The following is a 25986-nucleotide window of genomic DNA, read 5'->3' as shown; positions in this document are numbered from 1 at the left end:
TTTTCATAAAAAAGTTCTTGTTTCACGGTTTGCGTGAGGGATAGAAGTGGAAAGCCCACAGCCTGACGAAGGAAGTGCGAGGACTTGAAACGGATAGCCCGATTCGCCGCGGCGAAACCACGCCCAAAATAAAAAAACGACACTCATAAAGTATTAGTTTGTATTTTAATGAAAAATTGGGGTTTTATTTTTTCAATAGTTTTTCGAAATGTTCTCCTTTTCCTTATGATTCATCAAAACTGTAATTTTTTAATATCAAAATCACCAATTTGACAATTTAAAGAGCACGAAATAACAATCTGATAATTCAACCTTTTCTAGATAAAACTACACCGTTTTCGGACTGTTTTTATTATATTTGCTCCGCTCGTTTTTGAGCCGACTTTTACCATTTACATCGCCATCTTTTGACGACACGATTATAAAAAAAAAAAAAATGACACAGAATTCAAAAATTTTTTACACCTTAACTGATGAGGCGCCTTTATTAGCGACTTATTCTTTATTACCTATTGTTCAAGCTTTTACTTCTACTGCAGGTATTGCTATTGAAACTAGAGATATCTCGTTGGCAGGAAGAATTTTATCTAATTTTCCTGAGTCTTTAACAGATGCTCAAAAAACAGTAGATGCTCTTGCAGAATTGGGTCAATTAGCTACTAAACCAGAAGCTAACATCATTAAGTTACCAAACATCTCAGCATCGGTACCACAATTAAAAGCTGCTATTGCTGAATTGCAATCTCACGGTTACAATGTTCCTAATTTTCCGGAAGATCCTCAAAATGATGCTGAAAAGGAAATTAAAGCAAAATATGCAAAAGTTTTAGGTTCTGCGGTAAACCCAGTTTTACGTGAAGGAAACTCTGATCGTAGAGCTCCAAGAGCAGTTAAGAACTTTGCAAAAGCAAATCCGCACTCAATGGGTGCCTGGTCTGCTGACTCTAAAACTAAAGTGGCTTCTATGTCAAACGGTGATTTTTACGGAAGTGAAAAATCGCTTACTGTAGCAGATGCTAACGATGTAAAAATCGAATTTGTTGCAAAAGACGGAACTACAACAGTTTTAAAAGCAAGCACGCCGCTTAAAGCTGGAGAGATCATCGACAGCTCTGTTTTAAGTGTAAAAAAATTAAAAGAGTTTGCTGCTGAAGCAATCGCTGAAGCAAAAAAAGAAGGTGTGTTACTTTCTGTGCATTTAAAAGCTACAATGATGAAAGTTTCAGATCCAATTATCTTTGGCGCTATCGTTGAAGTATATTTTGCTGATCTTTTCAAAAAACACGAAACTTTATTTACAGAATTAAATATTGATACAAGAAACGGTTTAGGTGATATCTATGCTAAAATTGCCGGAAGACCTGAGCAGGCTGAAGTTGAAGCTGATATTACTAAAGCGATCGAAAACGGACCAGCTTTGGCAATGGTAAATTCTGATAAAGGAATTACAAACTTACACGTTCCTTCTGATGTTATTGTTGATGCTTCTATGCCGGCAATGATTCGTACATCTGGACAAATGTGGAACAAAGAAGGTAAGGCACAAGATACAATCGCTCTTATTCCAGACCGTTCTTATTCTGGTGTTTATACAGCAACTATTGATTTCTGTAAAAAACACGGTGCTTTTGATCCTAAAACAATGGGAAGTGTTCCTAACGTTGGATTAATGGCTCAAAAAGCAGAAGAATACGGATCTCACGATAAAACTTTCCAAATAAAAGGAGATGGTGTTGTTCGTGTTGTTGATGCAAACGGAACTGTTTTAATGGAACAAAACGTTGAAACAAACGATATCTTCAGAATGTGTCAGGCAAAAGATGCTCCTATTCAGGACTGGGTTAAACTAGCTGTAAACAGAGCTCGTTTATCTCATACTCCAGCTGTTTTCTGGTTAGACGAAAACAGAGCACACGATAGAGAATTAATCGTAAAAGTTCAAAAATACCTTAAAGATTACGATACTACAAACCTAGATATCCGTATTTTAAACCCAATTGCTGCTACTGAATTTACTTTAGACAGAATCATCAAAGGTTTAGATACAATTTCTGTAACAGGAAACGTTTTACGTGATTACCTTACAGATTTATTCCCAATTTTAGAATTAGGAACTTCTGCAAAAATGTTATCTATCGTTCCGTTAATGAACGGCGGTGGATTGTTCGAAACTGGTGCTGGAGGATCTGCTCCTAAACACGTTGAGCAATTTACAGAAGAAGGATATTTACGTTGGGATTCATTAGGAGAATTTTTAGCTCTTGGTGCTTCATTAGAGCATTTAGGACAAACTTTAGACAATTCTAAAGCTATTGTTTTAGCTGAAACTTTAGACGAAGCAAACGATAAATTCTTAGCAAACGATAAATCTCCGGCTCGTAAAGTGGGTCAGATTGATAACCGTGGGTCTCACTTTTACCTTGCATTCTATTGGGCTCAGGCTTTAGCTGCTCAAAATAAAGATGCAGAATTAAAAGCGATCTTTACTCCAATTGCTGCTCAATTTGAAGCAAACGAAGCTAAAATCAATACAGAATTAATTGGTGCACAAGGAAAAGCTCAGAATATTGGAGGTTACTACCAGCCAACTCCTGAGTTAGTAAGCAAAGCAATGCGTCCTAGTGAAACATTCAATGCTATTGTTGCTGAAATAAAATAATTCAAAAACGCTAAGCGTTTTTACAAATATCAAAAGGACAACTCCCAAAGTTGTCCTTTTTTTTATTCTTAACTTATCTTTAACAAAAGTCCGGACGTAATATTTAGTAAGAATGACTATCTATGTAGATCAAAACCAGAACAATGATTACAAAAAAAATCAATATTTTTCTAATTATTCTCTTTACGACTTTTACTTCTTTTTCTCAGGATAAATTCACGCTAAGCGGTACAATAAAAGATTCAAAAAACAACGAGACTTTAATTGGTGTAAACGTATATATTCCGGTTTTAAAAATTGGAACCACAACAAACGAATACGGCTTTTATTCTATTACAGTCCCAAAAGGCGAACATCAAATAGAAATTAGTTACTTAGGCTACCAAACCATTCAGCAGACCATTAATCTAAACCAAAATACCAAAAACAATTTTGCCATCAGCGAAAGCGGCGAAGAACTTCAGGAAGTAATTATTAAAGACAACAAAGGCAAACTAAATATTAAATCGCCGGAAATGAGCGTTAATAAACTCTCGATTTCGGCGATTAAAAAAATGCCTGTTGTAATGGGCGAAGTCGATGTTTTAAAATCTATTTTATTACTTCCCGGAGTTACCAATGCCGGAGAAGGCGCTTCTGGATTTAATGTTCGCGGCGGTGGTGCTGACCAAAATTTAATTCTATTAGACGAAGCTACTATTTTCAATTCCTCTCACGTTTTCGGATTTTTCTCGGTTTTTAATCCGGATGCGATCAAAGATTTAAAATTATACAAAGGCGGCATCCCGGCACGATTTGGCGGAAGAGCTTCTTCTGTTTTAGAAATTTATCAGAAAGACGGAAGCAGTAAAGAATTTCATGCAAACGGAGGAATTGGTTTAATCTCAAGCCGGCTTCTTGTAGAAGGTCCAATTGTAAAAGACAAGGGTTCTTTTTTAATTGGAGGACGCGCTTCGTATGCTCATTTATTTTTAAAACTTTCAGAAGAAAACAAAGACAATTCTGCTTATTTCTACGATCTAAATGCAAAATTCAGTTATAAACTAAACGATAATAACAGTTTATACTTATCTGGATATTTTGGCCGTGATGTTTTCAGCTTAAATAAAAGTTTTACCAATACTTACGGAAATTCAACTTTAAACCTGCGCTGGAATCATTTATATTCTAACAAACTGTTTTCTAATTTATCGTTAATCTACAGCGATTATTATTACGGACTTGACTTGGATTTTGTTGGTTTCAATTGGGATTCAGGAATTAAAAACTACAACATCAAATACGATTTCAAACACTATATTTCGGATAAATTCAAATTGAATTATGGCTTAAACGGAATTTACTATCAGTTTAATCCCGGAACAATTAAACCAAGCAGCATCGATTCTGGAATTAATCCGGATCAGCTGGATAAAAAATATGCCTTTGAACCTTCTATTTATTTAGATGCCGAAAATCAGCTTTCTAAACGAATCACCGTTGCTTACGGTTTGCGTTACAGTTTATTTTATCGTTTAGGCGCTTCTACTATAAACTACTACGACAATAATAATCCGGTAGTTTTCAACTCCGCCATGGGCATTTATGAAAAAGGAACACCCACTTCAACACAATATTTCGGAAAAAATAAAGTCATTAAAGATTACAACAATCTCGAGCCAAGACTTGCCGTTTCGTATCAATTAAATGACGATCAGTCCATAAAAGCGAGTTATAATCGTATGGCACAATATCTTCAATTAATTTCAAATACCTCATCACCTACTCCGCTTGATGTCTGGATGCCAAGCGATAATTACATCAAACCACAAATTGCAGATCAGGTGGCTTTGGGTTATTTTAGAAACATTAAAAATGGCGCTTATTCCTTAGAAGTAGAAACCTATTATAAAAAGATTCAAAACAGACTCGATTATATTGACGGTGCCGATTTAATTGCCAATAACGCGATAGAACAAGTAATCCTGAACGGAAGAATGCGGGCGTATGGTTTAGAAATTATGCTGAAGAAAAACGAAGGCAAATTCAACGGATGGATTTCGTATACGCTATCAAAATCAGAACAGCAGACACCGGGAAGAACTCCCGAAGAAACGGGCATCAATAACGGACAATGGTACAGCTCTGCTTATGATAAAAGACATAATTTAGCCATTACATCGGCCTATAACTTAAACGAAAAATGGTCTTTTGGTGCTAACTTTGCTTTACAGTCGGGACAGCCGGTTACGTATCCAAACGGGCAGTATGTATACCTCGGAATTACAGTTCCAAGTTACGGATTACGAAACGAAAACCGACTTCCTGCTTATCATCATTTAGATGTTTCGGCAACTTTAACGCCTAGAAAAAACAAAGACAGAAACTGGAAAGGCGAATGGGTTTTCAGCATTTACAATTTATACAACCGCCAGAATGCTGCCTCAATTAACTTCAGGCAAAATTCTGATACAGGTGTAAACGAGGCCGTTAAAACATCCATTTTTGGAATTGTACCCGCTGTGAGTTATAATTTTAAATTTTAAAAATTCATTTCTGTAAAAGGAAAATAAAAAATATACTATGAAAAAAACCATCTTACTAATCGTGTTTTTTATATCGCTTTTCTTCGCAAGCTGTGAGGAAGTTGTAGATGTAGATTTAGATACTGCACCTCCAAAATTAGTAATCGAAGCGGCTATCAATTGGGAGAAAGGCACAACTGGAAATGAGCAGACCATAAAACTGACTACAACAACCGGTTATTTTGAAAACGTAATTCCAACAGTTTCCGGTGCCCTTATCGATATAAAGAACAGTCGCGGTGACAAATTTAATTTTATAGAAGTTAAAAAAAGCGGTGTATATATCTGCAATAATTTCGTTCCTGTTATCGACGAGCAATATACCTTAACCGTAGTCAGCAGAGGAAGTAGATACATTGCAACTGAAACTTTAAAATCTGTAGCACCTATTATGCGAATCGAGCAAAACAACGAAGGCGGTTTTACAGGAAAAGATATTGAAATTAAAGCGTTTTATAATGATCCTGCCGATGCCGCTAATTTTTATTTGTACAAATATGTATACTCCAATAAAATAAAATCAACCTTTTATGTAGATGAAGATAAATTTTTTAATGGTAATGAATTTTTCAGTCTTTCTGATGACGAAGATTTAAAAATTGGAAATGAAATCGAAATCACACATTTTGGAATCTCAAAACAATACTACAATTATATGAGTATTTTAGTCAGCATTGCCGGAAACAATGTTGGAGGGCCGTTTCAATCTCCGCCTGCAACCGTAAAAGGAAATATTGTCAATGTAACCAATAAAGAAAATTATCCTTTAGGTTATTTCTCTCTTTGCGAAACTTCTACAGCTAAATATAAAATAAGTACAAAATAAAAAATGGAAGCACAAATTAAAACCGCAGCCGAAAAAAAGCTAATTGGAAAACATATCGATATGTCTTTCATCGAAAACAAAACATTTGAGTTATGGAGTAATTTTATGCCAAAACGAAAGGAAATTAAAAACGTTGTTGATGAGAACTTGTATTCTTTAGAAGTTTTCTCTCCAAATCATTTTGACAATTTTGATCCGGCTAAACCATTTCAAAAATGGGCTGCTGTAGAAGTCGAAAATTACGATCAAATTCCGGCAAACTTTGAAACACTGGTAATTCCTCATGGCTTATATGCTGTTTTTGTTCATTACGGACCTGCATCTGAAGGGCACAAAACCTATCATTCGATTTTTGCAGAATGGCTTCCAAATTCAGCATATACGGTAGACGACAGACCACATTTTGCTGTAATGGATCATAAATACAAAAAAGACGATCCGGAATCTGAAGAAGAAATCTGGATTCCGATAAAAAATAGAGATTGATTTCCCGGCTGTAAATTATTCTTCTTAACTTTCAGCTAAAAAACATGCTGCTCGAAACACTCAAAATACTTTTTAACAGAGATTTAAATAAGCTCAAATTTGAAATCGAATCGTATGAATTCGAAAATCAAATTTGGGCAGTAAACAACGATATTTCTAATTCTGGCGGTAACCTTTGCCTGCATTTAATTGGGAACATCAATACTTATATTGGAGCCGAAATTGGAAAAACAGATTACATTAGAAACCGTCCTTTAGAATTTTCTCTAAAAGATATTCCAAAATCAGAATTAATCGAGAAAATCGAAGACACTATTGTAGTGGTAAATAATGCTTTAGATTCTTTAACCGAAGCCGATTTACAAGACATTTATCCGCAGATTGTTTTCGAAAAAGAAATGACAACCGGATTTTTCCTCGTTCATCTTTCTACACATCTCGCCTATCATTTAGGACAAATAAATTACCACCGAAGGCTGATTTGATTGTAGATTGCAGATTGTAGATTTTAGATTATTTGAAATGCGCTGAAAAATCTAAAATCTAAAATCTGAATTCTAAAATACTAACAGTACCTTTGCACAACATTCAAAAAAAATCACATGTCATCACACCATATAGTTCGCGACGATCAGGAACCCGCTTTAATAATTGCAAATGGAGCCGCCTGCAATCCTGAACTATTAGGACAATTGCTGGAATGGTCACCGCTGGTTATCGTTTTAGATTCAGCAATGGAAAGGGTGGCTGAATTAGGAATTAAAGTCGATGTACTTTTAGGAGATTTTGATCGTGGTTTTGATCCCGAAATCTATAAAACATCGCAATATCCTATCGAAATTGTACACACACCGGATCAGGATAAAACCGATTTAGAAAAAGCTTTTGATTATCTCGTTAAAAGAAAAATTCCCGCCGTAAACGTAGTCTGGGCAACCGGAAGACGTGCAGATCATACCATTACCAATTTAACCAATATTGTTCGTTACCGCGATTTACTTAAAATTGTAATTCTCGACGATCATTCAAAAATATTTTTACTTCCAACAAAATTCGAAAAATGGTATACGGCTAAAACGCCAATTTCATTGATTCCTATTGGTGTTGTAAACGGAATTTATTCTACCAATTTACAGTATCCACTCCAAAATGATACCTTAACAATGGGCTACAGAACCGGAAGCAGTAATTCTGTCGAAAACGATGGTCTTGTAACGATTTCTCATACCAACGGCGATTTATTGTTAATGGAATGTTTTGATTAATATCATTTTAAGTCAAGAGAGAGCCATCGGCTCAATAAATTCTGTAGGGCCGGATTTTAATCCGGTTAAAAAAAATCCATATCAGAATTAAAGAACCGTAGGTTCAGTACATTTTTAAACACAATATGAATCGTACCGATGGAACTCATTTATACATCGTCAATTAATTTCAACGGATTAAAATCCGTTGCTACAATATTTATCATTCCTTCGGAATTCTCAATCCCAAAAAAGGAATACCTATCTTTGCACAGAAATAAATCAAAATGAAAGCAGAAAACAATTCACAAAAAGACAATTTACATCCAAGAAACCTTCATCGTTCACGATATGATTTCGAACTTCTTACTTCTAATTGTCCTGAATTAAAAGCTTTTGTTTCCATAAACAAATTCGGAATTGAAACTGTAGATTTCAGTAATCCGCTTGCTGTAAAAACATTAAACAAAGCTTTACTGCAAACGTATTATGATATTCAAAACTGGGATATTCCCAAAGATTATCTTTGCCCGCCTATTCCCGGTCGTGCCGATTATATTCACTACATAGCCGATTTATTGGCCGAAACGAATAACGGACAAATTCCAGAAGGTAATTCTGTTATGGGGCTTGATATCGGGACAGGTGCAAATTTAATCTATCCGATATTAGGAAATTCGATTTACAATTGGAGTTTTGTCGCAACCGATATTTACAAAACATCAATCGAAAACGCCAGTAAAATTATCGAAGTAAACCCAAGATTAATAGATGCGATAAGTTTACAGCAGCAGACAGAATCTCGTTTTATTTTCAAAAATATTATAATTCCGGAAGACCGTTTTACATTCACGATGTGCAATCCGCCTTTTCATGCATCGGCAGAAGAAGCAAACAAAAGCACTTCAAGAAAAGTCTCGAATTTAAATCCGAAGGACAAAAAAAACACAAATCCTGTTTTAAACTTTGGAGGTAAAAATGCCGAATTATGGTGTAATGGAGGCGAAATTGGTTTTGTAACCCAAATGATTTACGAAAGTGCTAAATATGCTTCGCAGGTTTTATGGTTTACAACCTTGGTTTCTAAAAAAGAAAATCTTTCTTCTATTTATAAAACCTTAAAAAAGGTAAACGCCGTTTCGGTTAAAACAATAGAAATGTCGCAAGGACAAAAAAATAGTCGTATTGTGGCGTGGAGCTTTTTAAATCATGCTGAACAAAAATCTTGGAAATTTTAAGAATTATGAAAGAAGTTGATGATACTATTTTTATTTTGGATTCTGAATTAAACCAATATAATAAAGAACTGGAGTTAGCCGAAGAAGAAATCACAAACGATTTTTACTACACTCATATTGAGATAAAAAACCAAATTGAACAGTGGAAAAATAAATCCTAAAAAACTATAATTTTATTTTTCACAAAAACGCTTCTAAAGCCAATCAAACATGTGATTTTCAAAATCAACCCTTGATTTTATAATTTGCTTTTGCTACATTTAGTACAAACTATTTAAAATCAATATTATGGCAGAATATATAGGTTATCTCGCTTCTGTTTTTATTGTTGGAGGTTTCTTGTTGAAAAACCTCAGAGCAATTAGATTCATTAATATGTTTGGCTGCATTTGTTTTGTAATCTATGGTATTTTCTTAAACGATTATCGGGATCTTAACCAATGGCTTTTGCCCGTAATTATTCCAAATGCCATTTTGGCTTTGGTTCAGGTGTATTATTTGACATCTAAAAAAGCATAACAGATTGTAATTATGATATTTTAAAATAAAATTTTGATACATCGTTGATTTGCTATAATCGTAACTTTAAGTTTCAAAATTAAATTTACTATGCCTAAATTATACTTCAGATTAGCAGTATTACTGCTTTTAGTTACAAGTTGCGCTTCAACCAAAAAAGCAAAATTTGATGATTATATTTTCGAAACCAAAACAGAAAAACAAACTTATCAAACCGCTTACGACAAAGCTTTAAAACTTTGGGACATTCCTTATACCGAAGAAAACGTAAAAACCAGTTTTGGAACAGCACACGTTATTATCGCCGGGTCAAAGCACGGAAAAGATTTGGTTTTACTTCACGGAATGGACGCCAGCTCAACCATGTGGTATCCAAATATTAAGGCTTTAGCCAAAAATCATCGTATTTATGCCATCGATTTTTTAATGGAACCCGGAAAATCAAACTTGACTTCAAAACCGCTTTCCTCTGAAGAAATTGTGGTTTGGTACAATGAAATTTTCACCTATTACAAACTAAAGAAATTTGATATTATTGGCGCATCAAGAGGCGGCTGGATGGCAACATTACTGGCCTCACAAAAAACAAATTCAATAGACAAAATAGTTTTATTGAGTCCGGCGCAGACCTTTAAATTTATCGATAAAGTCGGAAAAACAACTTCGGCATTAATGCTGAAACTTTTCCCGAGTGAAAAGAAATTCGGTAAAACATTGAACACGTTTTCTACACATCCAGAAAAGATAAGTCCGGTTTACAAAAGACAATTTTATCTGGCCAATAAATATGCAAAATCAAACTCGAGTATGTTTAAAATGCATCCGTTTTCAGACAAAGAATTAGAATCGATACAAAATCCTGTTTTGGTTTTAATTGGCGATAAAGACGTTATCAACTCCGAAGAAAGTCTGGAACGAGCAAAAAAATATTTAGTCAACAGCAAAACTCAAATCATAAAAGATGCGGGGCATTTCCTGACCATAGATCAGCCCAAAATTACAAATGATGCGATTATTAATTTTTTAGAATAGCATTGAAACTTTGTATCTTTACAAAACCAACTTTTCATCAATAAAAAATGAATTTCCAAGTAACTTCAGATTATAGTCCAAAAGGAGATCAGCCTCAAGCCATACAAAAATTGGCGCAAGGCGTTGTCGACGGAGAAAAATATCAAACTTTATTAGGGGTTACAGGGTCCGGTAAAACATTTACTGTGGCCAATGTTATTCAGGAAGTACAGCGTCCTACTTTGGTTTTGGCACACAACAAAACCTTGGCGGCACAGTTGTATTCTGAGTTCAAACAGTTTTTCCCAAATAATGCGGTTGAATATTTCGTTTCTTACTACGATTATTATCAGCCAGAAGCTTTTATGCCCGTAACGGGAGTTTTTATTGAAAAAGATTTATCTATCAACGAAGAGCTTGAAAAGATGCGTTTAAGCACCACTTCTTCCCTGCTTTCCGGGCGTCGTGATGTTTTGGTTGTAGCTTCCGTTTCTTGTTTATATGGTATTGGAAATCCCGTTGAGTTTAAGAAAAACGTAATCGAAGTTACCAGAGATCAGGTTATTTCGAGAACCAAACTCCTTCATAGTCTGGTGCAGAGTTTATACGCCAGAACCGAAGCCGATTTTAATCCGGGAACTTTCAGGATTAAAGGCGATACGGTTGAAGTATATCCAAGTTATGCTGATGACGCTTATCGAATTCACTTTTTTGGAGATGAAATCGAAGAAATAGAATCTTTTGATGTCAAAACTTCTCAGGTTATTGAGAAATTCAAACGACTTACCATCTATCCTGCCAATATGTTTGTGACTTCTCCAGAAGTTTTACAAGGCGCTATTTGGGAAATTCAACAAGATTTGGTTAAACAAGTTGATTATTTTAAAGAAATAGGCAAACATTTAGAAGCCAAACGTCTGGAAGAAAGAACCAATTTCGATTTAGAAATGATCCGCGAATTGGGTTATTGTTCCGGAATTGAGAATTATTCGCGTTATCTTGACGGAAGACAAGCTGGAACCCGACCTTTCTGTCTTTTAGATTATTTCCCGAATGATTTTTTAATGGTTGTTGACGAAAGCCACGTAACTGTTTCGCAGGTTCATGCCATGTACGGAGGCGACCGCAGCCGTAAAGAAAACCTGGTAGAATACGGTTTTAGATTACCGGCCGCAATGGATAACCGACCTTTGAAATTTGAAGAATTCGAAGCGCTGCAAAATCAAGTAATTTACGTTTCGGCTACTCCGGCCGATTATGAATTACAGAAATCAGATGGTATTTATGTAGAACAAATTATTCGTCCGACAGGATTATTAGATCCTGTTATTGAGGTTCGCCCAAGTTTAAATCAGATCGATGATTTAATCGAAGAAATTCAGGTTCGATGCGAATTAGACGAAAGAGTTTTAGTGACCACTTTAACCAAAAGAATGGCCGAAGAACTGGCAAAATACTTAACTAAAGTAAATATTCGCTGCCGTTACATTCATTCTGAAGTTGATACTTTGGAGCGTATCGAAATCATGCAGGATTTACGAAAAGGTATTTTTGATGTTTTAATTGGAGTAAACTTACTTCGTGAAGGTTTGGATTTACCCGAGGTTTCACTTGTTGCTATTTTAGATGCCGATAAAGAAGGTTTTTTAAGAAATCACAGATCTTTGACTCAAACTATTGGTCGTGCAGCGAGAAACTTAAATGGTAAAGCGATTATGTATGCCGATAAAATTACGGCAAGTATGCAGCGAACAATCGACGAAACTACTTATAGAAGAACAAAACAAATTAATTTTAATACCGAAAACGGAATTACGCCTCAGGCATTAAACAAAAAAATAGACAGCGCATTTACTAAAAATCCTTTGGTAGAATACGAATTAGGACATACTTTACCATCTGCCGCCGAACCTGAAACTGCTTATTTATCTAAAGCAGAATTAGAAAAAATGATTCGCGAAAAACGAAAATCAATGGAAAAAGCAGCTAAAGAACTTGACTTTATGCAGGCAGCCAAACTTCGTGACGATATTAAAAAACTACAGGAACAATTGGCTTAACCGCTTTGTTTTAAAAAAGTTAAAAAGAGTAAATAAAGAAATTCATTTTTTAAAAATTATCGAATCTAATATTTTTAAAATTATTAGATTTAACAAAATTTTTAAATTCTAAAATGAAATATTATTTACTCTTTTTTATTTTTTTAATTTTTAATCTCTTTTCCTCGGCACAGTCCAATCAGGATGATTTTTGGAATCATGAAATAGAGAATTCTTCAGATATTATAAAACCTTATACACTTTCTACACATCCTTTTGGAATTTTCATTTCCAGATTAAACCATAATTTTAATGTTCGTTCTCCGGATAAATATTCCTTTTCGTTTGAAGTTTCAAGCGGAAATGTGGTGCTTCCTTATGTAAAATCATACGAACTAACCGATCCTAATGATCGCGAAAAGTCTAAAAATTTGGTTTGGCACGTGCGTGAGTATGCATTCGATTTAGACAAATCACCTTCCAAAACCAAAGAATTTATAGCCGATGGTGTTATCCGCTCCTATCGATTCAATTTTATATTACCGCTGACGGTTAATCATGAACTTAATTTCAGTTTAAGAGCCAATTCACTTGATCGGGGGAAATATCCATTTTCTGTTTTTACTTCGGATGAATTTATTGAATGGTTTCATCGTAATATTGCCGGCGGAAAAGATCCGTTTTCAAGATATCATTACGGTATAAATAAGGCCGGAATAGTATATAAAGACGAAAACGATAAGGTTCTAAAAATGGATAATAATGATTTTATGATTTCGGGAATTGATCTGAATTATACCTATTATCCCAAATTAGAAATGAATAAAAAACATCATATTTATTTGAATTTTGGCGCACAACTGGGCATCAATACTTCCAGATACAATCCCGCTGCCGATTTTGGAGTTTCTTCTTCTATTCTAAAAAAAATGATCATCAAAAATAAAAACATTTTAAGTTTTGGCTTAAGCGCGGGAGTTTTACGTCAGCATGTTTTAGAATACGGAGACGGAGTAAACATAAGCAATCAGGATTTTTTCTGCAGTTTTGAAGGGCTGATTGATTACAAAGTAAGACTGAGAAACAACAACCGAATTTCTTATGGCATCAATTATAATTTTCAAAATTCTTATAACAAGAAAAAAGACTTGGATTATATGGTGTTAACCGGGGAAAGAATAAATACCCATTGGCAGAAAACAATTTCACACTTATACGAAGATGTAGAAGGATGGAGTTTTATTTGTACCTATTCTACGAAACGATTCTCATATTTTGTTTACCTTAGGGAAGATTTAAATTTAGATAATGCACCCGATTTACAAACTGGAATAGGCGTAAAAATGTCCATTAAAAAGAGCTGAAATTCTATTTTTTAAACCAAACAAAAAACTCAAAAACAAGTTTATTAACCATGAAATTAATTTTAAGAGAATATAATCTCAAGCTAAAACATACTTTTACCATTTCAAGAGAATCTATTGATTTCCAGCCTTCTTTGATTGTTGAATTGCAAAGCGAAGGATTTTCTGGTTTTGGAGAAGCCACTTCAAATCCGTATTACAATACGACTGTGCCCATGATGATGCAGGATTTGGAAAAAATAAGAAGCATTATCGAAAGCACAGAAAATGAAACTCCAGATGCATTTTGGGCCAAAATCTATCCGCATTTAAAAGACGATATGTTTGCTCTTTGCGCTTTAGATTTGGCTTATAATGATTTGTATGCCCGTAAAAAAGGCAAAAAGTTATACGAATTATGGAACTACACAACCGAAAAAAATCCGCTTACAGATTATACCATCGGAATTGCTTCTATAGATAAAATGGTTTCCAAAATGCAGGAACTTCCGTGGCCTATTTATAAAATTAAATTAGGAACTAAAGAAGATATCGAAATTGTAAAAGAGCTTAGAAAACACACCAATGCCATTTTTAGAATTGATGCCAACTGCGGCTGGGGAGTTGAACAAACCATTAATAATTCTATTGAACTAAAAAAACTGGGCGTTGAGTTTTTAGAACAGCCTATGAAAGCCGACAATTGGGAAGGTCACAAAGAAGTTTTTAAACATTCTGCTCTTCCTGTAATTGCCGATGAAAGCTGTATTATTGAAGAAGATGTAGCGAAATGTTTCAATCATTTTCATGGCGTAAATGTCAAATTGGTAAAATGCGGCGGTTTAACTCCAGGAAAACGAATGATTGAAGAAGCCAAAAAACTGGGCTTAAAAACAATGGTAGGCTGTATGACCGAATCTACTGTTGGAATTTCGGCAATTGCACATTTACTGCCTCAGCTTGATTATGTAGATATGGATGGTGCGCTTCTTCTGGCAGAAGATATTGCAACTGGAGTAACTATAAAAGATGGCGTTGTAAGCTATTCTAATCTTAACGGAACCGGAGTTACACTTCTATAAAAATGATAGTAGAAAAATTTCCCGATAGAGTTATTGAAATTAACCAGAAACAATATTTGTATTTTGGCGGCACCGCTTATTTAGGTTTGCCAACAAACAAACGTTTTCAGGATTTGGTTGTACAAAACATTCTAAATTGGGGAACTACTTACGGAAGTTCCAGAACGGCCAACATCAAATTAAGTGCTTATGATGCAGGCGAAAACTTTTTGGCATCACATATTGGATCAGAAAGTACTGTTACTGTTTCTTCTGGAATGCTGGCCGGGAAACTGGTTCTGGAAAAGCTGAAAAAGCAAAGCGATTGTTTTTATCATGTAAATGAAATTCATTCGGCTATACAGACTGAAAATAGTCTTCCTGTATTTGTAAACAATAAACTAAATGATCGTTTATTAGATTCAAAACCAGAAAAAATAACGATTCTTACGGACGGCGTTCCTTCATTTCAAACTCAGCCTGTTGATTTATCTTTTTTAAAGGAAATTTCAAATCAAAAAGAAATTACATTAGTTATTGACGAATCGCATTCGTTGGGAATTGTAAACGAAAATGGTTCTGGAATTTATGCTTCAATTCAATATCCCATTAAAAGAAAAATCCTGGTTTCGTCTCTCGGAAAAGCTTTTGGATTAACAGGTGGCGTTATTGCATCAGATTTTGAATTCATTAACGAAATAAAAGAAATCGAAACTTTCACAAGCGCAGCGGGAATGAATCCTGCTTTTGTACAAACGCTTTCGGAAGCTGCAGAAATTTATAAAATGCAGCATCAAAAATTAAAAGACAATTTAAGTTACTTAGATTCGATTTTAATTAAAAACAGTACTATCATATTCGACAAAAACTATCCTTTAATTTATTTATTATCAAATGAGTTAGTAGAAAAATTAAAGTCTGAAAAAATTATTATTGCCAGTTTTAAATACACAAAAGAAGCAAAACCTTTAAATCGAATTGTAATTACAGCAAACCATTTAAAAGAAGATTTAGATAAGTTAATTCAGGTTTTAAATCATAAAAAATAGCCACGAATTACACAAATTTTCACGAATTAAAATTTTAAAAATGAATTAGTGCAAATTTGTGTAATTTGTGGCAAAAAAAAGACTCCAAATCTTTGCTTTTAAAACGTACCTTTGTAAAAAATAAACGATGACAAATAACGATATACTTAAAAAACTTCGCGTGGCTTTGATGCTCCGTGATGACCAAATAGTTGAAATTTTAGAACTGGTAGATTTTAGAATTTCAAAATCAGAATTAGGCGCTTTTTTTAGAGCCGAAGATCATCCAAATTATATGGAATGCGGCGATCAGGTTTTAAGAAACTTCTTAAACGGATTGGTGATTCATTTAAGAGGAACGAAAGAAAATCCTAAAAATCCAACAGACGTTTTAGCGAAACATAAAGCGGAAATTCCAAAGAAAGAAACTTCTAAAGAAAGACCAGAATTTAAAGCGGCTCCAAAAGATTCAGAAAAGTACAGAGGTGATCAAAGTTCATCAAAGTCAGGTTCATCAGCAGGAAAACCTAAAAAGAAAACATTCCCAAAAGGAAATGGAAAACAATCTGTTGTAGAAAAAGTGGTTTTCAAAAACGGTAATAAGAAAAAATCGTAATTGAGGATTTAACCGCAAAGAACGCAAGGTTCTTACTTAAAAAACTAAATATAAACGCAAAGTTCGCAAAGTTATATAGATAAGCTTTGCGAACTTTGCGTTTGTATTCTCAATCCTAAGTAAAAAATCTTTGCGTGCTTTGCGGTTAAAAATCTACATCTTATTCTCCTCTATTTTATCAAAAAAAGCATCTTTAAAAGTCGCCCCAATTGGAAGTTCTTTTCCATTTATAAATACCGAAAAATTATCTGTTGATTCAATATGCTGTAAAGAAACAACATACGATTTTTGTATCTGGATAAAATCATTTTCGGGGAGTGACTCTGCTATATTTTTTAAAGAAGAATGCGTAATAACCTGTTGTTTTGAAGTATGAATGCAAACATAATTCTGCAGACTTTCGACATATAAAATATCACTCAGGAAAATCTTCTGAAACTTATTCTTTCCATCTGTTTTAACAAATAAAAAATCGGGAGCATTATTCTGACTTGAAACAACCGTTTTTGTTTCAGCATTGAGCTTAGAAATTGCCTGATAAAATCGTTCGAATGCAATTGGTTTTAATAAATAATCAACTGCGTTTAATTCGAAACCTTCTAAAGCAAAATCAGGGTAAGCTGTTGTAAAAATGACTTTTATATCTTTTGAAATGATTCTTGAAATCTGTAAACCTGTTAATTGAGGCATTTGAATATCTAAAAAAATAACATCGACAGTCTGCGTATTTAAAAACTCCAATGCTTTTAAGGAGTCATGAAAAACACCGGCTTTTTCGAGAAAATTAACTTTATCAATATAATTTTCAAGAATACGCGTTGCAGGCGGTTCATCATCCAGAATGATACATTTAAAAGCCATATATTATTTTTTTAGTGGTATTTTTAGGTAAGTTTTAAAGGTATTATTTTCTTCGGTTTTTTCAAGAACAAATTTGTCTTTATACGTATATTCGAGCCTTTTTATGAGGTTTTCGAAACCAATTCCGGTTGAAGAATAGTTCTCGCCGTTTACACAATAATTAAAGGTCGAAATCTCCAAAAAATCTTCTTTTATTTTTATAGCAATATTGGCCTTTTGTTCAGGATTATTCAGTTTTCCGTGTTTAAAAACATTTTCAATAAAATGAATTAAAGCCGAGGATAAAATCTTTTCTGTCCCGTAGTTTCCTTCAACAGAAAAATCAAGATAAAGCTGATCTTCAAAACGTTTTTTTTGTAAATGAATATAATTCTGAATAAACTGAATTTCTTTTGAAAGTATGGCTTCATCTTTCTCTGTTTCGGTAATTACATAACGAAGTAAATCCGAAAGTACCAAAACATCCGAAGCCATTTCGTCATCTTTTAAAATCAACTGACTGTAAAATGAATTCAGTGTATTAAACAAAAAATGCGGACTAACCTGCGCTTTCAGCATTTGAAATTCGGCTTTTTTATTCTCCAAAAGCAATTCCTGATTGTACTGCTGCGTAGTTTGAAACTGCCAAAACAAATAACTCAAGGCACTAAAAATAACAGCCGGAAGTCCAAAAAAGAAATTATCACGAATGTAATATCCCCATTCTAAATCGCGTACATCATAATTATGTATTCCGATAATATGATACACAATAACTTCCTGAATTACGTAGCGAACACCTGCAAAAATTAATAATGAAAAGGGGATACTTAAAAAGTAAAAATGAATTTTCTTTTTATGCAGGAACCAATCACAAAACGTATAAAAGTTTATGACGTAAACGATAAAAACAGAAAGAAAAAATGTTGATGTAATCCATAAATAAAGCCTGGTATGCTGTACTATTTTTGCTTTATCGTTAATGCCGTAATCCCAAAGTAAATAAGTTAAAAACAATCCAAGGAAAAGAACAATATGATAATAAAAAGGAATTTTGAGTTTCATAAATACGGGTTATAAGATCAAAAATACGATTATGGCTTTAAATGAAAATCGTGTTTATACAAAACCTCATTTTTTTAGTGACGAAACATGAAAAACTTTATATGAAAATTTTGAAAGAGGAATTTCCGGAGTTAATCATACAGAATCTGGTGTTCATCAAAAACAGAAAAAACGCTCTAAATCTGCCCATACATTTGCATTGAATTTAAAAACAAAAATACCATGCAAAAAATTATTCTATTATTAGCCCTTGTAACATTTAGTATCACTTCTGCGCAGCAAGCTAAGAAAAAACAAATATTACTAATTGGAACTTTTCATTACGCAAATCCAGGTCATGATGTCGCCAAGATAAATACTTTTGATATAATGTCTGAAAAGAGCCAAAAGGAACTCGAAGTAATAAGTAACAAAATCAAGAAATTTGGTCCGGATAAAATATTTGTAGAATGGAAATTTAGCAAACAAGCCGATTTAGATAAATATTACAATAAAAATACGGATAGTTTACTAAAAAAAGATGCAAATGAAATTACTCAATTAGCATTACGTACGGCTAAAAAACTGAATCACAAAAAGATGTATGGAATTGATTATCGTACTCGTTTTCCTTATGATAGTTTAATGATGTCAATGGAAAAAGCCAATCAGAAGGATTTAATAAAAAAAACTACGGAGTCAACAGAAAAGTTTGTAAAAGATAATAACGAAAGAATGACTAAAAGTTCTTTAACAGATCTTATGCTTTATTACAATGAAAAAGCGTCTAATGAAAATAACATTCAATGGTATTTAGAAGTAGCAAACAGAGCTGGAAATCCAGACGACTTTACAGGAGCTTCTTTGGTTTCAAATTGGTATAAAAGAAACTTATACATGTATTCTTTAGTTCAAAAATTAACCGAAAGCAAAGACAATAAAATTATGGTTTTACTTGGAGCTGGACACGCTGCAATGCTGAGAGAATTTCTAGCACATGACCCAGAATTTGAAATTGTGGAGTTATCTACTGTTTTGAAATAGTGTTTTTTAACCGCAAAGCACGCAAGGATTTTTACATATAAGAATCTACATAAACGCAAGGTTCGCAAAGCTATATGGATAAAGCTTTGCGAACCTTGCGTTTGTATTAAGTTTTGCAGATTAAAATCCTTGCGTGCTTTGCGGTTAAATCACAAAAAAAATCCACTCCTTTCGGAATGGATTTTCTATATAAATTGATTTCTTATTTAATTAAGAAAGAGCAGCTTTAACTTGGTCAGCAGCTTCTTGGAATTGAACAGCTGATAAGATTGGCATACCAGAATTGTCAATTAATTCTTTTGCAATTTCAGCATTTGTTCCTTGCAAACGAACGATGATTGGCACATTGATAGCGTCTCCCATGTTTTTGTAAGCATCAACAACACCTTGAGCAACACGGTCACAACGAACGATTCCTCCGAAGATATTAATTAAGATCGCTTTTACGTTTGGATCTTTCAAGATAATTCTGAAAGCAGTTTCAACACGTTTTGCATCAGCAGTTCCACCAACGTCTAAGAAGTTAGCAGGCTCAAAACCAGCGTATTTAATTAAGTCCATTGTTGCCATTGCAAGACCAGCTCCGTTTACCATACATCCTACAGTACCGTCAAGGTCAACATAGTTAAGACCAACTTCTTTAGCTTCAACTTCGATTGGATTCTCCTCACGGATATCTCTCATTTCAGCATATTTAGGTTGTCTGTATAAAGCGTTATCGTCGATGTTAACTTTAGCATCAACAGCTAAAATTTTGTTATCAGAAGTTTTTAAAACTGGGTTGATTTCGAACATAGAAGCATCAGAACCAATGTAAGCATTGTAAAGTGCATCGATGAATTTAACCATTTCTTTGAAAGCATTTCCAGAAAGACCTAAGTTAAAGGCAATTCTTCTAGCTTGGAAACCTTGTAATCCAACAGATGGATCGATTTCTTCAGTAAAGATTAAATGAGGAGTGTGCTCAGCAACTTCTTCAATATCCATTCCACCTTCAGTAGAATACATAATCATGTTGCGTCCTGTAGCTCTATTCAATAAAACAGAAACATAAAATTCAGAAGTTTCACTTTCACCAGGATAGTAAACATCTTCGGCAACTAAAACTTTGTTTACTTTTTTACCCTCAGCAGAAGTTTGAGGTGTAATTAATTGCATTCCGATAATTTGTCCTGCAATTTCTTCAACTTGTTGTAAATTTTTAGCAAGTTTAACTCCACCACCTTTTCCACGACCACCTGCGTGAATTTGTGCTTTAATTACGTGCCATCCTGTACCAGTCTCGGCAGTTAATTGTTTTGCAGCAGCCACAGCTTCAACTGCATTATTAGCCACAATTCCGCGTTGAATGCGTACTCCGTAACTCGCTAAAATTTCTTTTCCTTGATATTCGTGTATGTTCATAATATAGAATTTGTCTGGTTCTGAATTTATTTCAGAATAAAAGTGGGACAAAAGTAACAAAATACAACTTAATAGTAAAATCTTTTTCTATTAAAAAAACAGCACCTATAGGTATTAAACGTTTATTCTTTTTGAACGCAAAGAAATAGTTAACTAAACAATTTGTTAAAGTTAACGGAAAACCACTAAAACGTTTGATATTTAACAAAAACATCACCGTATTTATTAGCCCTACGGCGATTTTTCTTAATATATTTTAATCTGAATTGTCAATTTATCAATTCGCAATGGTTAATATAATATTATTATCAATTAAGAAGCCTTTTTCTAATATTACAACAAAAATGTAAGCGAATCCATTATTTCAATACATTATATTTAACGAAATCTTTATTTTTGTAGAAAAAATATCAAGAATGAAAGTTAAAGAACAAGGGCTTTATCTGCCTGAATTTGAACACGACAATTGTGGTGCAGGATTTATTTGTAATTTGAATGGTATTAAATCAAATGATATTATTCACAAAGCATTAGACATCTTAATTAAATTGGAACATCGTGGTGCCGTTAGTTCTGATGGACGAACTGGAGACGGGGCCGGAATTTTATTCGACATCCCTCACGATTTTTTTAAGAAAGTATGTGACTTTGAAATCCCGGAAACACGTGAGTATGCAGTAGGAATGGTTTTTTTACCAAAAAGCAAAAACCAGGTATCTTTTTGTATCAATGCATTTGAAGCAACTATTAAAGATCAAAACTTAAAGATCTTAGGTTGGAGAGATGTACCTGTTGACGTTGAAAATTTAGGACAGATTGCCGCAGAAAAAGAACCAACAATTAAACAAGTTTTCGTTTCTAAAAACGGACAGGATTTAACTGAACAAGAATTTAATGCAAAACTTTTTGCAGCTAGAAAAATTGCCGAACATGCCGTAAGAGGATCTAAAACCTCAGAAAGCCACATGTTTTATTTTACTAGTTTATCGACCACTACTATAATATATAAAGGTCTATTGATGCCGGAAGACATCAGCCGTTATTATATAGATTTGAAAGATCCGGACCTGGTAACTCGTCTTGCACTTGTACACCAGCGTTTCTCTACCAATACATTCCCTTCTTGGGACTTAGCGCAGCCATTTAGATACATGTGTCATAATGGTGAGATCAACACACTTCGTGGAAACGTAAGCCGTATGCGTGCTCGTGAAGAGCTTATGCAGAGCAAAGTTTTTGGCGATGATATTAAAAAACTATTCCCAATTATCTTAGAAGGAAAATCAGATTCTGCTTCTATGGATATGGTAGTAGAACTTTTATTAATGACAGGCCGTTCATTGCCGGAAGCAATGATGATGGTAGTTCCTGAAGCTTGGGAAAAACACCAGACAATGTCTCCGGAAAAAAGAGCTTTCTACGAGTTTAACGCTTGTATAATGGAGCCTTGGGATGGTCCAGCTTCTATTCCGTTTACAGATGGAAACGTAATTGGTGCTTTATTAGACAGAAACGGACTTCGTCCTTCTCGTTATACTTTAACACACAGCGGTTTCGTAATCATGTCATCAGAAATTGGTGTACTAGATATCGATCCGGAAGATGTAATTCAGCACGGTCGTTTAGAGCCAGGAAAAATGTTCTTGGTTGATATGAACGAAGGCCGTATTATTGAAGATGAAGAAGTTAAAAAAGCAATCGTTACAAAACGTCCTTACCAGCAATGGATTGACGAAAACTTATTGCCATTAGCCAGCGTTCCTTACACCAATAACCCTACTCCTGTTGAAAAACTAGATTTCTTAACAAGACAGCGTTTATTTGGCTATACAATTGAAGATTTAAAAACAATCATTAACCCAATGGGAGGTCAGGGAGCTGAAGCGATCAGTTCTATGGGTAACGATACGCCATTAGCAGTATTGTCAGATCAGCCTCAGTTATTGTACAACTATTTCAAACAATTATTTGCTCAGGTTACTAACCCGCCTTTGGATGGTATTCGTGAAGAAATCATTACGGATATCAGTTTAGCAATTGGAGGTGATTTCAATATTTTCGAAATTGAATCTAAACAATGTAAAAAGCTAAAAATCCAAAATCCGGTTATTTCGAATGAGGATTTAGATAAAATCAGAAATATCGACCACGCAGATTTCAAATCGGCTACCATTTCTACTTTATACAAAATAGAAAAAGGAGTTAACGGTTTAGAGCGTGCGCTTGAAAAATGTGTTCAGGCAACTTACAAAGCAGTTTCTGAAGGATGTAACATCATTATTTTATCAGATAGAGGTGTAAGCGAACAATTAGCTCCAATCCCAATGTTATTGGCTTGTTCTTACATTCACCACTCTTTAAATATTTTACAAGTTCGTTCTAAATTCGGAATCATAATCGAATCTGCAGAACCACGCGAGCCTCATCATTTTGCTTTATTGTTCGGATACGGTGCAAGTGCCATCAATCCTTACATGGTAAACGAAATTATTTACGATCAGGTAGAACAAGGTTTCATTACCGGAGTAAAAGCGGATTATGCAATTGTAAATTACAACAAAGCAATTGCAAAAGGAATCGTTAAAATCATGAACAAAATTGGTATCTCTACTTTACATTCATACAGAGCTGCTCAGATTTTCGAGATTTTAGGTTTAAACAAAACATTTACATCTAAATATTTCCCTTACACTCCATCAAGAATTGAAGGTATTGGTTTAATGGAAGTAGAAAAAGAAGTTAAAAAACGTTTCCAAAAAGCTTTCCCAAATTCAAAAGTAGCAAGTTTGCTTTCTCTTGAAATTGGAGGTATTTACAGATGGAGACGCGGTGGTGAAAAACACATGTTTAACCCAACTACTATTTCTAAATTACAACAAGCGGTTCGTTTAAACAGCCCGGAAAGTTATAAAGAATACTCAAATGCCGTTAACGAGCAAAGCTCAAACTTAATGACCATTAGAGGTTTATTTGAATTCAACAATTTAGATCCTATTTCTATTGACGAAGTAGAACCTTGGACAGAAATTGTAAAGAAATTCAAAACAGGTGCCATGTCTTACGGATCTATTTCTAGAGAAGCACACGAGAATTTAGCCATTGCAATGAACAGAATTGGCGGAAAAAGTAACTCTGGAGAAGGTGGAGAAGATCCTAAACGTTTCCAGAAAGAAATTAACGGAGATTCTAGAAACAGTGCGATCAAACAAGTTGCTTCGGGACGTTTTGGTGTATCGATCAACTATTTGACAAACGCTAAAGAAATCCAGATTAAAATGGCTCAGGGAGCAAAACCTGGTGAAGGTGGTCAGTTACCTGGAGAAAAAGTGGTGCCTTGGATTGCTGAAACCAGAAACTCTACACCTTATGTAGGTTTGATTTCGCCTCCTCCTCACCACGATATTTACTCAATTGAGGATTTATCTCAGTTGATTTACGATTTGAAAAATGCCAATCGTGAAGCACGTGTAAACGTAAAATTAGTTTCTGAAGTTGGAGTTGGAACCATCGCTGCCGGTGTTGCCAAAGCAAAAGCTGACGTTATCTTAATTTCTGGTTACGACGGAGGAACGGGAGCTGCACCATTAACATCTTTGCAGCACACAGGTATTCCGTGGGAACTTGGTTTAGCCGAGGCACAGCAAACTTTGATCTTAAATGATTTAAGAAGCCGTGTAGTTCTTGAGTGCGACGGACAATTGAAAACAGGTCGTGATGTAGCAATTGCAGCTTTATTAGGAGCTGAAGAATTTGGTTTTGCAACTGCACCACTTGTAGCTTCTGGATGTATCATGATGAGAGCTTGTCACTTAAATACTTGTCCGGTTGGTATTGCCACTCAGGATCCAGAATTGAGAAAAAATTTCAAAGGAACACCAGAGCACGTAATCAACTTTATGTATTTCATTGCTGAGGAGTTAAGAGAAATCATGGCACAGTTAGGTTTCAGAACTTTAAAAGAAATGGTGGGTCAGTCACAAAAATTAAATGTGAACAAAGCGATCAAACATTATAAAGCAAATGGTTTAGATTTATCACCAATTCTATACAAACCGGAAAAAGCGAAAACACAGCCAAATCACAATACAACTCAACAAGATCACCAACTTGAAAATGTATTAGATTTTGATATCATTAAAGAAGCGATTCCGTCTATTTATAGAAAAGAAAAAACAAGAGTAACATTTAAAATTAAAAATACAGACCGTTCTGTAGGTGCAATTTTGAGTAACGAAATCTCAAAAATCTACGGCGCACAAGGATTACCTGATGACACTATTTTAGTTGATTTTGAAGGTTCTGCCGGACAAAGTTTTGGTGCTTTTGCAACAAACGGATTGTCATTTAAAATTCACGGAAACTGTAATGATTACTTAGGAAAAGGACTTTCTGGAGGAAAACTAATTGTAAAAGTACCTCCTACTGCAACTTTTAAACCAGAAGACAATATCATTATTGGAAACGTTGCCCTTTACGGAGCTATTACCGGAGAGGCTTATATTAATGGAATGGCCGGAGAGCGTTTCTGTGTTAGAAATTCTGGAGCAACAGCTGTTGTTGAAGGAATTGGAGATCACGGATGCGAGTACATGACCGGTGGTACAGTGGTTGTTTTAGGAAAAACAGGCAGAAACTTCGCAGCTGGTATGAGCGGTGGTGTAGCTTATGTTTACGATCCGAATAAGAAATTCGACTCAACAGTTTGTAACATGGAAATGGTTGCATTCGATCCGTTGGAAGAAGAAGATCTTACAAAACTAAGACGATTGATTAAAAATCATTCATTGTACACCAGCAGTCCATTAGCAAAAAGAATTTTAGCAGACTGGGAAAACCAACAACAGCACTTCGTAAAAGTAATGCCAACTGATTACAAAAAAGCATTAAAACGAATTGCAGAAGAAAAACAAATAGAAGAACTAATAGCGGGATAAATGAGTTTAGATTTTAGAGTTTAGATTTTAGATTAATACTTAACCGCAAAGCTTTGCGAACTTAAACACTCAAAAAAGCAAAAAGC

General features: G+C 34.4%; 20 protein-coding genes. 17 read left to right on the top strand and 3 right to left on the bottom strand.

Annotated elements, in window-relative coordinates:
- Positions 1-436 precede the first annotated feature (436 nt).
- The 15 genes from AC1RRQ_RS01305 (at position 437) to AC1RRQ_RS01235 (ending at position 16634) form a co-directional block, all read left to right on the top strand.
- Positions 437-2659: an NADP-dependent isocitrate dehydrogenase gene (locus AC1RRQ_RS01305; RefSeq protein WP_493020658.1), complete on the top strand. Its 2223-nt coding sequence runs from the start codon at positions 437-439 to the stop codon at positions 2657-2659.
- 143 nt (positions 2660-2802) lie between these two features.
- Complete coding sequence (locus AC1RRQ_RS01300) at positions 2803-5184, top strand: TonB-dependent receptor (protein WP_493020656.1); 2382 nt, start codon at positions 2803-2805, stop codon at positions 5182-5184.
- Between the two features lie 37 nt (positions 5185-5221).
- Positions 5222-6049, top strand: coding sequence for a DUF4249 domain-containing protein (locus AC1RRQ_RS01295; RefSeq protein WP_493020654.1), 828 nt, complete (start codon positions 5222-5224; stop codon positions 6047-6049).
- Positions 6050-6052: 3 nt separating this feature from the next.
- Positions 6053-6535, top strand: coding sequence for a GyrI-like domain-containing protein (locus AC1RRQ_RS01290; RefSeq protein ID WP_493020652.1), 483 nt, complete (start codon positions 6053-6055; stop codon positions 6533-6535).
- Between the two features lie 44 nt (positions 6536-6579).
- The gene (locus tag AC1RRQ_RS01285) at positions 6580-7020 is read left to right on the top strand and encodes a DinB family protein (RefSeq protein ID WP_493020650.1); all 441 of its coding nucleotides are present in this window, start codon (positions 6580-6582) and stop codon (positions 7018-7020) included.
- A 117-nt stretch (positions 7021-7137) separates the two neighbouring features.
- On the top strand, positions 7138-7800 hold the full coding sequence (locus AC1RRQ_RS01280) for a thiamine diphosphokinase (protein WP_493020648.1): 663 nt from the start codon (positions 7138-7140) through the stop codon (positions 7798-7800).
- 266 nt (positions 7801-8066) lie between these two features.
- Positions 8067-9017, top strand: a complete 951-nt coding sequence (gene rlmF / locus AC1RRQ_RS01275) for a 23S rRNA (adenine(1618)-N(6))-methyltransferase RlmF (RefSeq protein WP_493020646.1) — start codon at positions 8067-8069, stop codon at positions 9015-9017.
- 5 nt (positions 9018-9022) lie between these two features.
- A complete protein-coding gene (locus tag AC1RRQ_RS01270; RefSeq protein WP_493020644.1) occupies positions 9023-9178 on the top strand; it encodes a hypothetical protein in 156 nt (51 codons plus the stop codon).
- A gap of 127 nt (positions 9179-9305) precedes the next feature.
- The gene (locus tag AC1RRQ_RS01265; protein ID WP_493020642.1) at positions 9306-9536 is read left to right on the top strand and encodes a uroporphyrinogen decarboxylase; all 231 of its coding nucleotides are present in this window, start codon (positions 9306-9308) and stop codon (positions 9534-9536) included.
- 90 nt (positions 9537-9626) lie between these two features.
- Positions 9627-10568, top strand: coding sequence for an alpha/beta fold hydrolase (locus AC1RRQ_RS01260; protein ID WP_493020640.1), 942 nt, complete (start codon positions 9627-9629; stop codon positions 10566-10568).
- Between the two features lie 47 nt (positions 10569-10615).
- Positions 10616-12607, top strand: coding sequence for an excinuclease ABC subunit UvrB (uvrB, locus tag AC1RRQ_RS01255; RefSeq protein ID WP_493020638.1), 1992 nt, complete (start codon positions 10616-10618; stop codon positions 12605-12607).
- A 113-nt stretch (positions 12608-12720) separates the two neighbouring features.
- Positions 12721-13950 (top strand): hypothetical protein, encoded by a 1230-nt coding sequence (locus tag AC1RRQ_RS01250; protein WP_493020636.1) that lies wholly within the window; start codon positions 12721-12723, stop codon positions 13948-13950.
- A 50-nt stretch (positions 13951-14000) separates the two neighbouring features.
- Entirely contained in the window at positions 14001-15011 is a 1011-nt protein-coding gene (locus tag AC1RRQ_RS01245; protein WP_493020634.1) for a dipeptide epimerase, read from the top strand.
- A gap of 2 nt (positions 15012-15013) precedes the next feature.
- Positions 15014-16039 (top strand): aminotransferase class I/II-fold pyridoxal phosphate-dependent enzyme, encoded by a 1026-nt coding sequence (locus tag AC1RRQ_RS01240; RefSeq protein WP_493020632.1) that lies wholly within the window; start codon positions 15014-15016, stop codon positions 16037-16039.
- A 127-nt stretch (positions 16040-16166) separates the two neighbouring features.
- On the top strand, positions 16167-16634 hold the full coding sequence (locus AC1RRQ_RS01235) for a DUF1456 family protein (protein ID WP_493020630.1): 468 nt from the start codon (positions 16167-16169) through the stop codon (positions 16632-16634).
- A 153-nt stretch (positions 16635-16787) separates the two neighbouring features.
- On the opposite strand, the gene AC1RRQ_RS01230 is transcribed toward AC1RRQ_RS01235, so the two are convergent.
- Together AC1RRQ_RS01230 and AC1RRQ_RS01225 are read right to left on the bottom strand one after the other, a co-directional pair.
- Complete coding sequence (locus AC1RRQ_RS01230) at positions 16788-17495, bottom strand: LytR/AlgR family response regulator transcription factor (RefSeq protein WP_493020628.1); 708 nt, start codon at positions 17493-17495, stop codon at positions 16788-16790.
- A 3-nt stretch (positions 17496-17498) separates the two neighbouring features.
- Positions 17499-18539: a sensor histidine kinase gene (locus tag AC1RRQ_RS01225; RefSeq protein WP_493020626.1), complete on the bottom strand. Its 1041-nt coding sequence runs from the start codon at positions 18537-18539 to the stop codon at positions 17499-17501.
- Positions 18540-18761: 222 nt separating this feature from the next.
- Here AC1RRQ_RS01225 and AC1RRQ_RS01220 point away from each other — a divergent pair, with 222 nt between their 5' ends.
- Entirely contained in the window at positions 18762-19562 is an 801-nt protein-coding gene (locus AC1RRQ_RS01220) for a DUF5694 domain-containing protein (protein WP_493020624.1), read from the top strand.
- 210 nt (positions 19563-19772) lie between these two features.
- Here AC1RRQ_RS01220 and sucC read toward each other — a convergent pair whose 3' ends face one another.
- Positions 19773-20966 (bottom strand): ADP-forming succinate--CoA ligase subunit beta, encoded by a 1194-nt coding sequence (gene sucC / locus AC1RRQ_RS01215; protein ID WP_493020622.1) that lies wholly within the window; start codon positions 20964-20966, stop codon positions 19773-19775.
- 416 nt (positions 20967-21382) lie between these two features.
- Between sucC and gltB the strand changes: the two genes are divergently transcribed.
- Positions 21383-25900 carry a glutamate synthase large subunit gene (gene gltB, locus AC1RRQ_RS01210; protein WP_493020620.1) on the top strand — a complete coding sequence of 1506 codons (4518 nt, stop codon included), beginning with the start codon at positions 21383-21385 and terminating at the stop codon, positions 25898-25900.
- Positions 25901-25986: the final 86 nt, after the last annotated feature.

The organism is Flavobacterium sp. GW821-FHT12A05, assembly GCF_058807735.1.
This window is presented reverse-complemented; position numbering and strand designations above follow the sequence as displayed.

Bases quoted from the DNA above. Each gene is read 5' to 3' on its own strand.
- AC1RRQ_RS01305 (WP_493020658.1), top strand. From the start codon at position 437: ATGACACAGAATTCAAAAATTTTTTACACCTTAACTGATGAGGCGCCT.
- AC1RRQ_RS01300 (WP_493020656.1), top strand. From the start codon at position 2,803: ATGATTACAAAAAAAATCAATATTTTTCTAATTATTCTCTTTACGACT.
- AC1RRQ_RS01295 (WP_493020654.1), top strand. From the start codon at position 5,222: ATGAAAAAAACCATCTTACTAATCGTGTTTTTTATATCGCTTTTCTTC.
- AC1RRQ_RS01290 (WP_493020652.1), top strand. From the start codon at position 6,053: ATGGAAGCACAAATTAAAACCGCAGCCGAAAAAAAGCTAATTGGAAAA.
- AC1RRQ_RS01285 (WP_493020650.1), top strand. From the start codon at position 6,580: ATGCTGCTCGAAACACTCAAAATACTTTTTAACAGAGATTTAAATAAG.
- AC1RRQ_RS01280 (WP_493020648.1), top strand. From the start codon at position 7,138: ATGTCATCACACCATATAGTTCGCGACGATCAGGAACCCGCTTTAATA.
- rlmF (WP_493020646.1), top strand. From the start codon at position 8,067: ATGAAAGCAGAAAACAATTCACAAAAAGACAATTTACATCCAAGAAAC.
- AC1RRQ_RS01270 (WP_493020644.1), top strand. From the start codon at position 9,023: ATGAAAGAAGTTGATGATACTATTTTTATTTTGGATTCTGAATTAAAC.
- AC1RRQ_RS01265 (WP_493020642.1), top strand. From the start codon at position 9,306: ATGGCAGAATATATAGGTTATCTCGCTTCTGTTTTTATTGTTGGAGGT.
- AC1RRQ_RS01260 (WP_493020640.1), top strand. From the start codon at position 9,627: ATGCCTAAATTATACTTCAGATTAGCAGTATTACTGCTTTTAGTTACA.
- uvrB (WP_493020638.1), top strand. From the start codon at position 10,616: ATGAATTTCCAAGTAACTTCAGATTATAGTCCAAAAGGAGATCAGCCT.
- AC1RRQ_RS01250 (WP_493020636.1), top strand. From the start codon at position 12,721: ATGAAATATTATTTACTCTTTTTTATTTTTTTAATTTTTAATCTCTTT.
- AC1RRQ_RS01245 (WP_493020634.1), top strand. From the start codon at position 14,001: ATGAAATTAATTTTAAGAGAATATAATCTCAAGCTAAAACATACTTTT.
- AC1RRQ_RS01240 (WP_493020632.1), top strand. From the start codon at position 15,014: ATGATAGTAGAAAAATTTCCCGATAGAGTTATTGAAATTAACCAGAAA.
- AC1RRQ_RS01235 (WP_493020630.1), top strand. From the start codon at position 16,167: ATGACAAATAACGATATACTTAAAAAACTTCGCGTGGCTTTGATGCTC.
- AC1RRQ_RS01230 (WP_493020628.1), bottom strand. From the start codon at position 17,495: ATGGCTTTTAAATGTATCATTCTGGATGATGAACCGCCTGCAACGCGT.
- AC1RRQ_RS01225 (WP_493020626.1), bottom strand. From the start codon at position 18,539: ATGAAACTCAAAATTCCTTTTTATTATCATATTGTTCTTTTCCTTGGA.
- AC1RRQ_RS01220 (WP_493020624.1), top strand. From the start codon at position 18,762: ATGCAAAAAATTATTCTATTATTAGCCCTTGTAACATTTAGTATCACT.
- sucC (WP_493020622.1), bottom strand. From the start codon at position 20,966: ATGAACATACACGAATATCAAGGAAAAGAAATTTTAGCGAGTTACGGA.
- gltB (WP_493020620.1), top strand. From the start codon at position 21,383: ATGAAAGTTAAAGAACAAGGGCTTTATCTGCCTGAATTTGAACACGAC.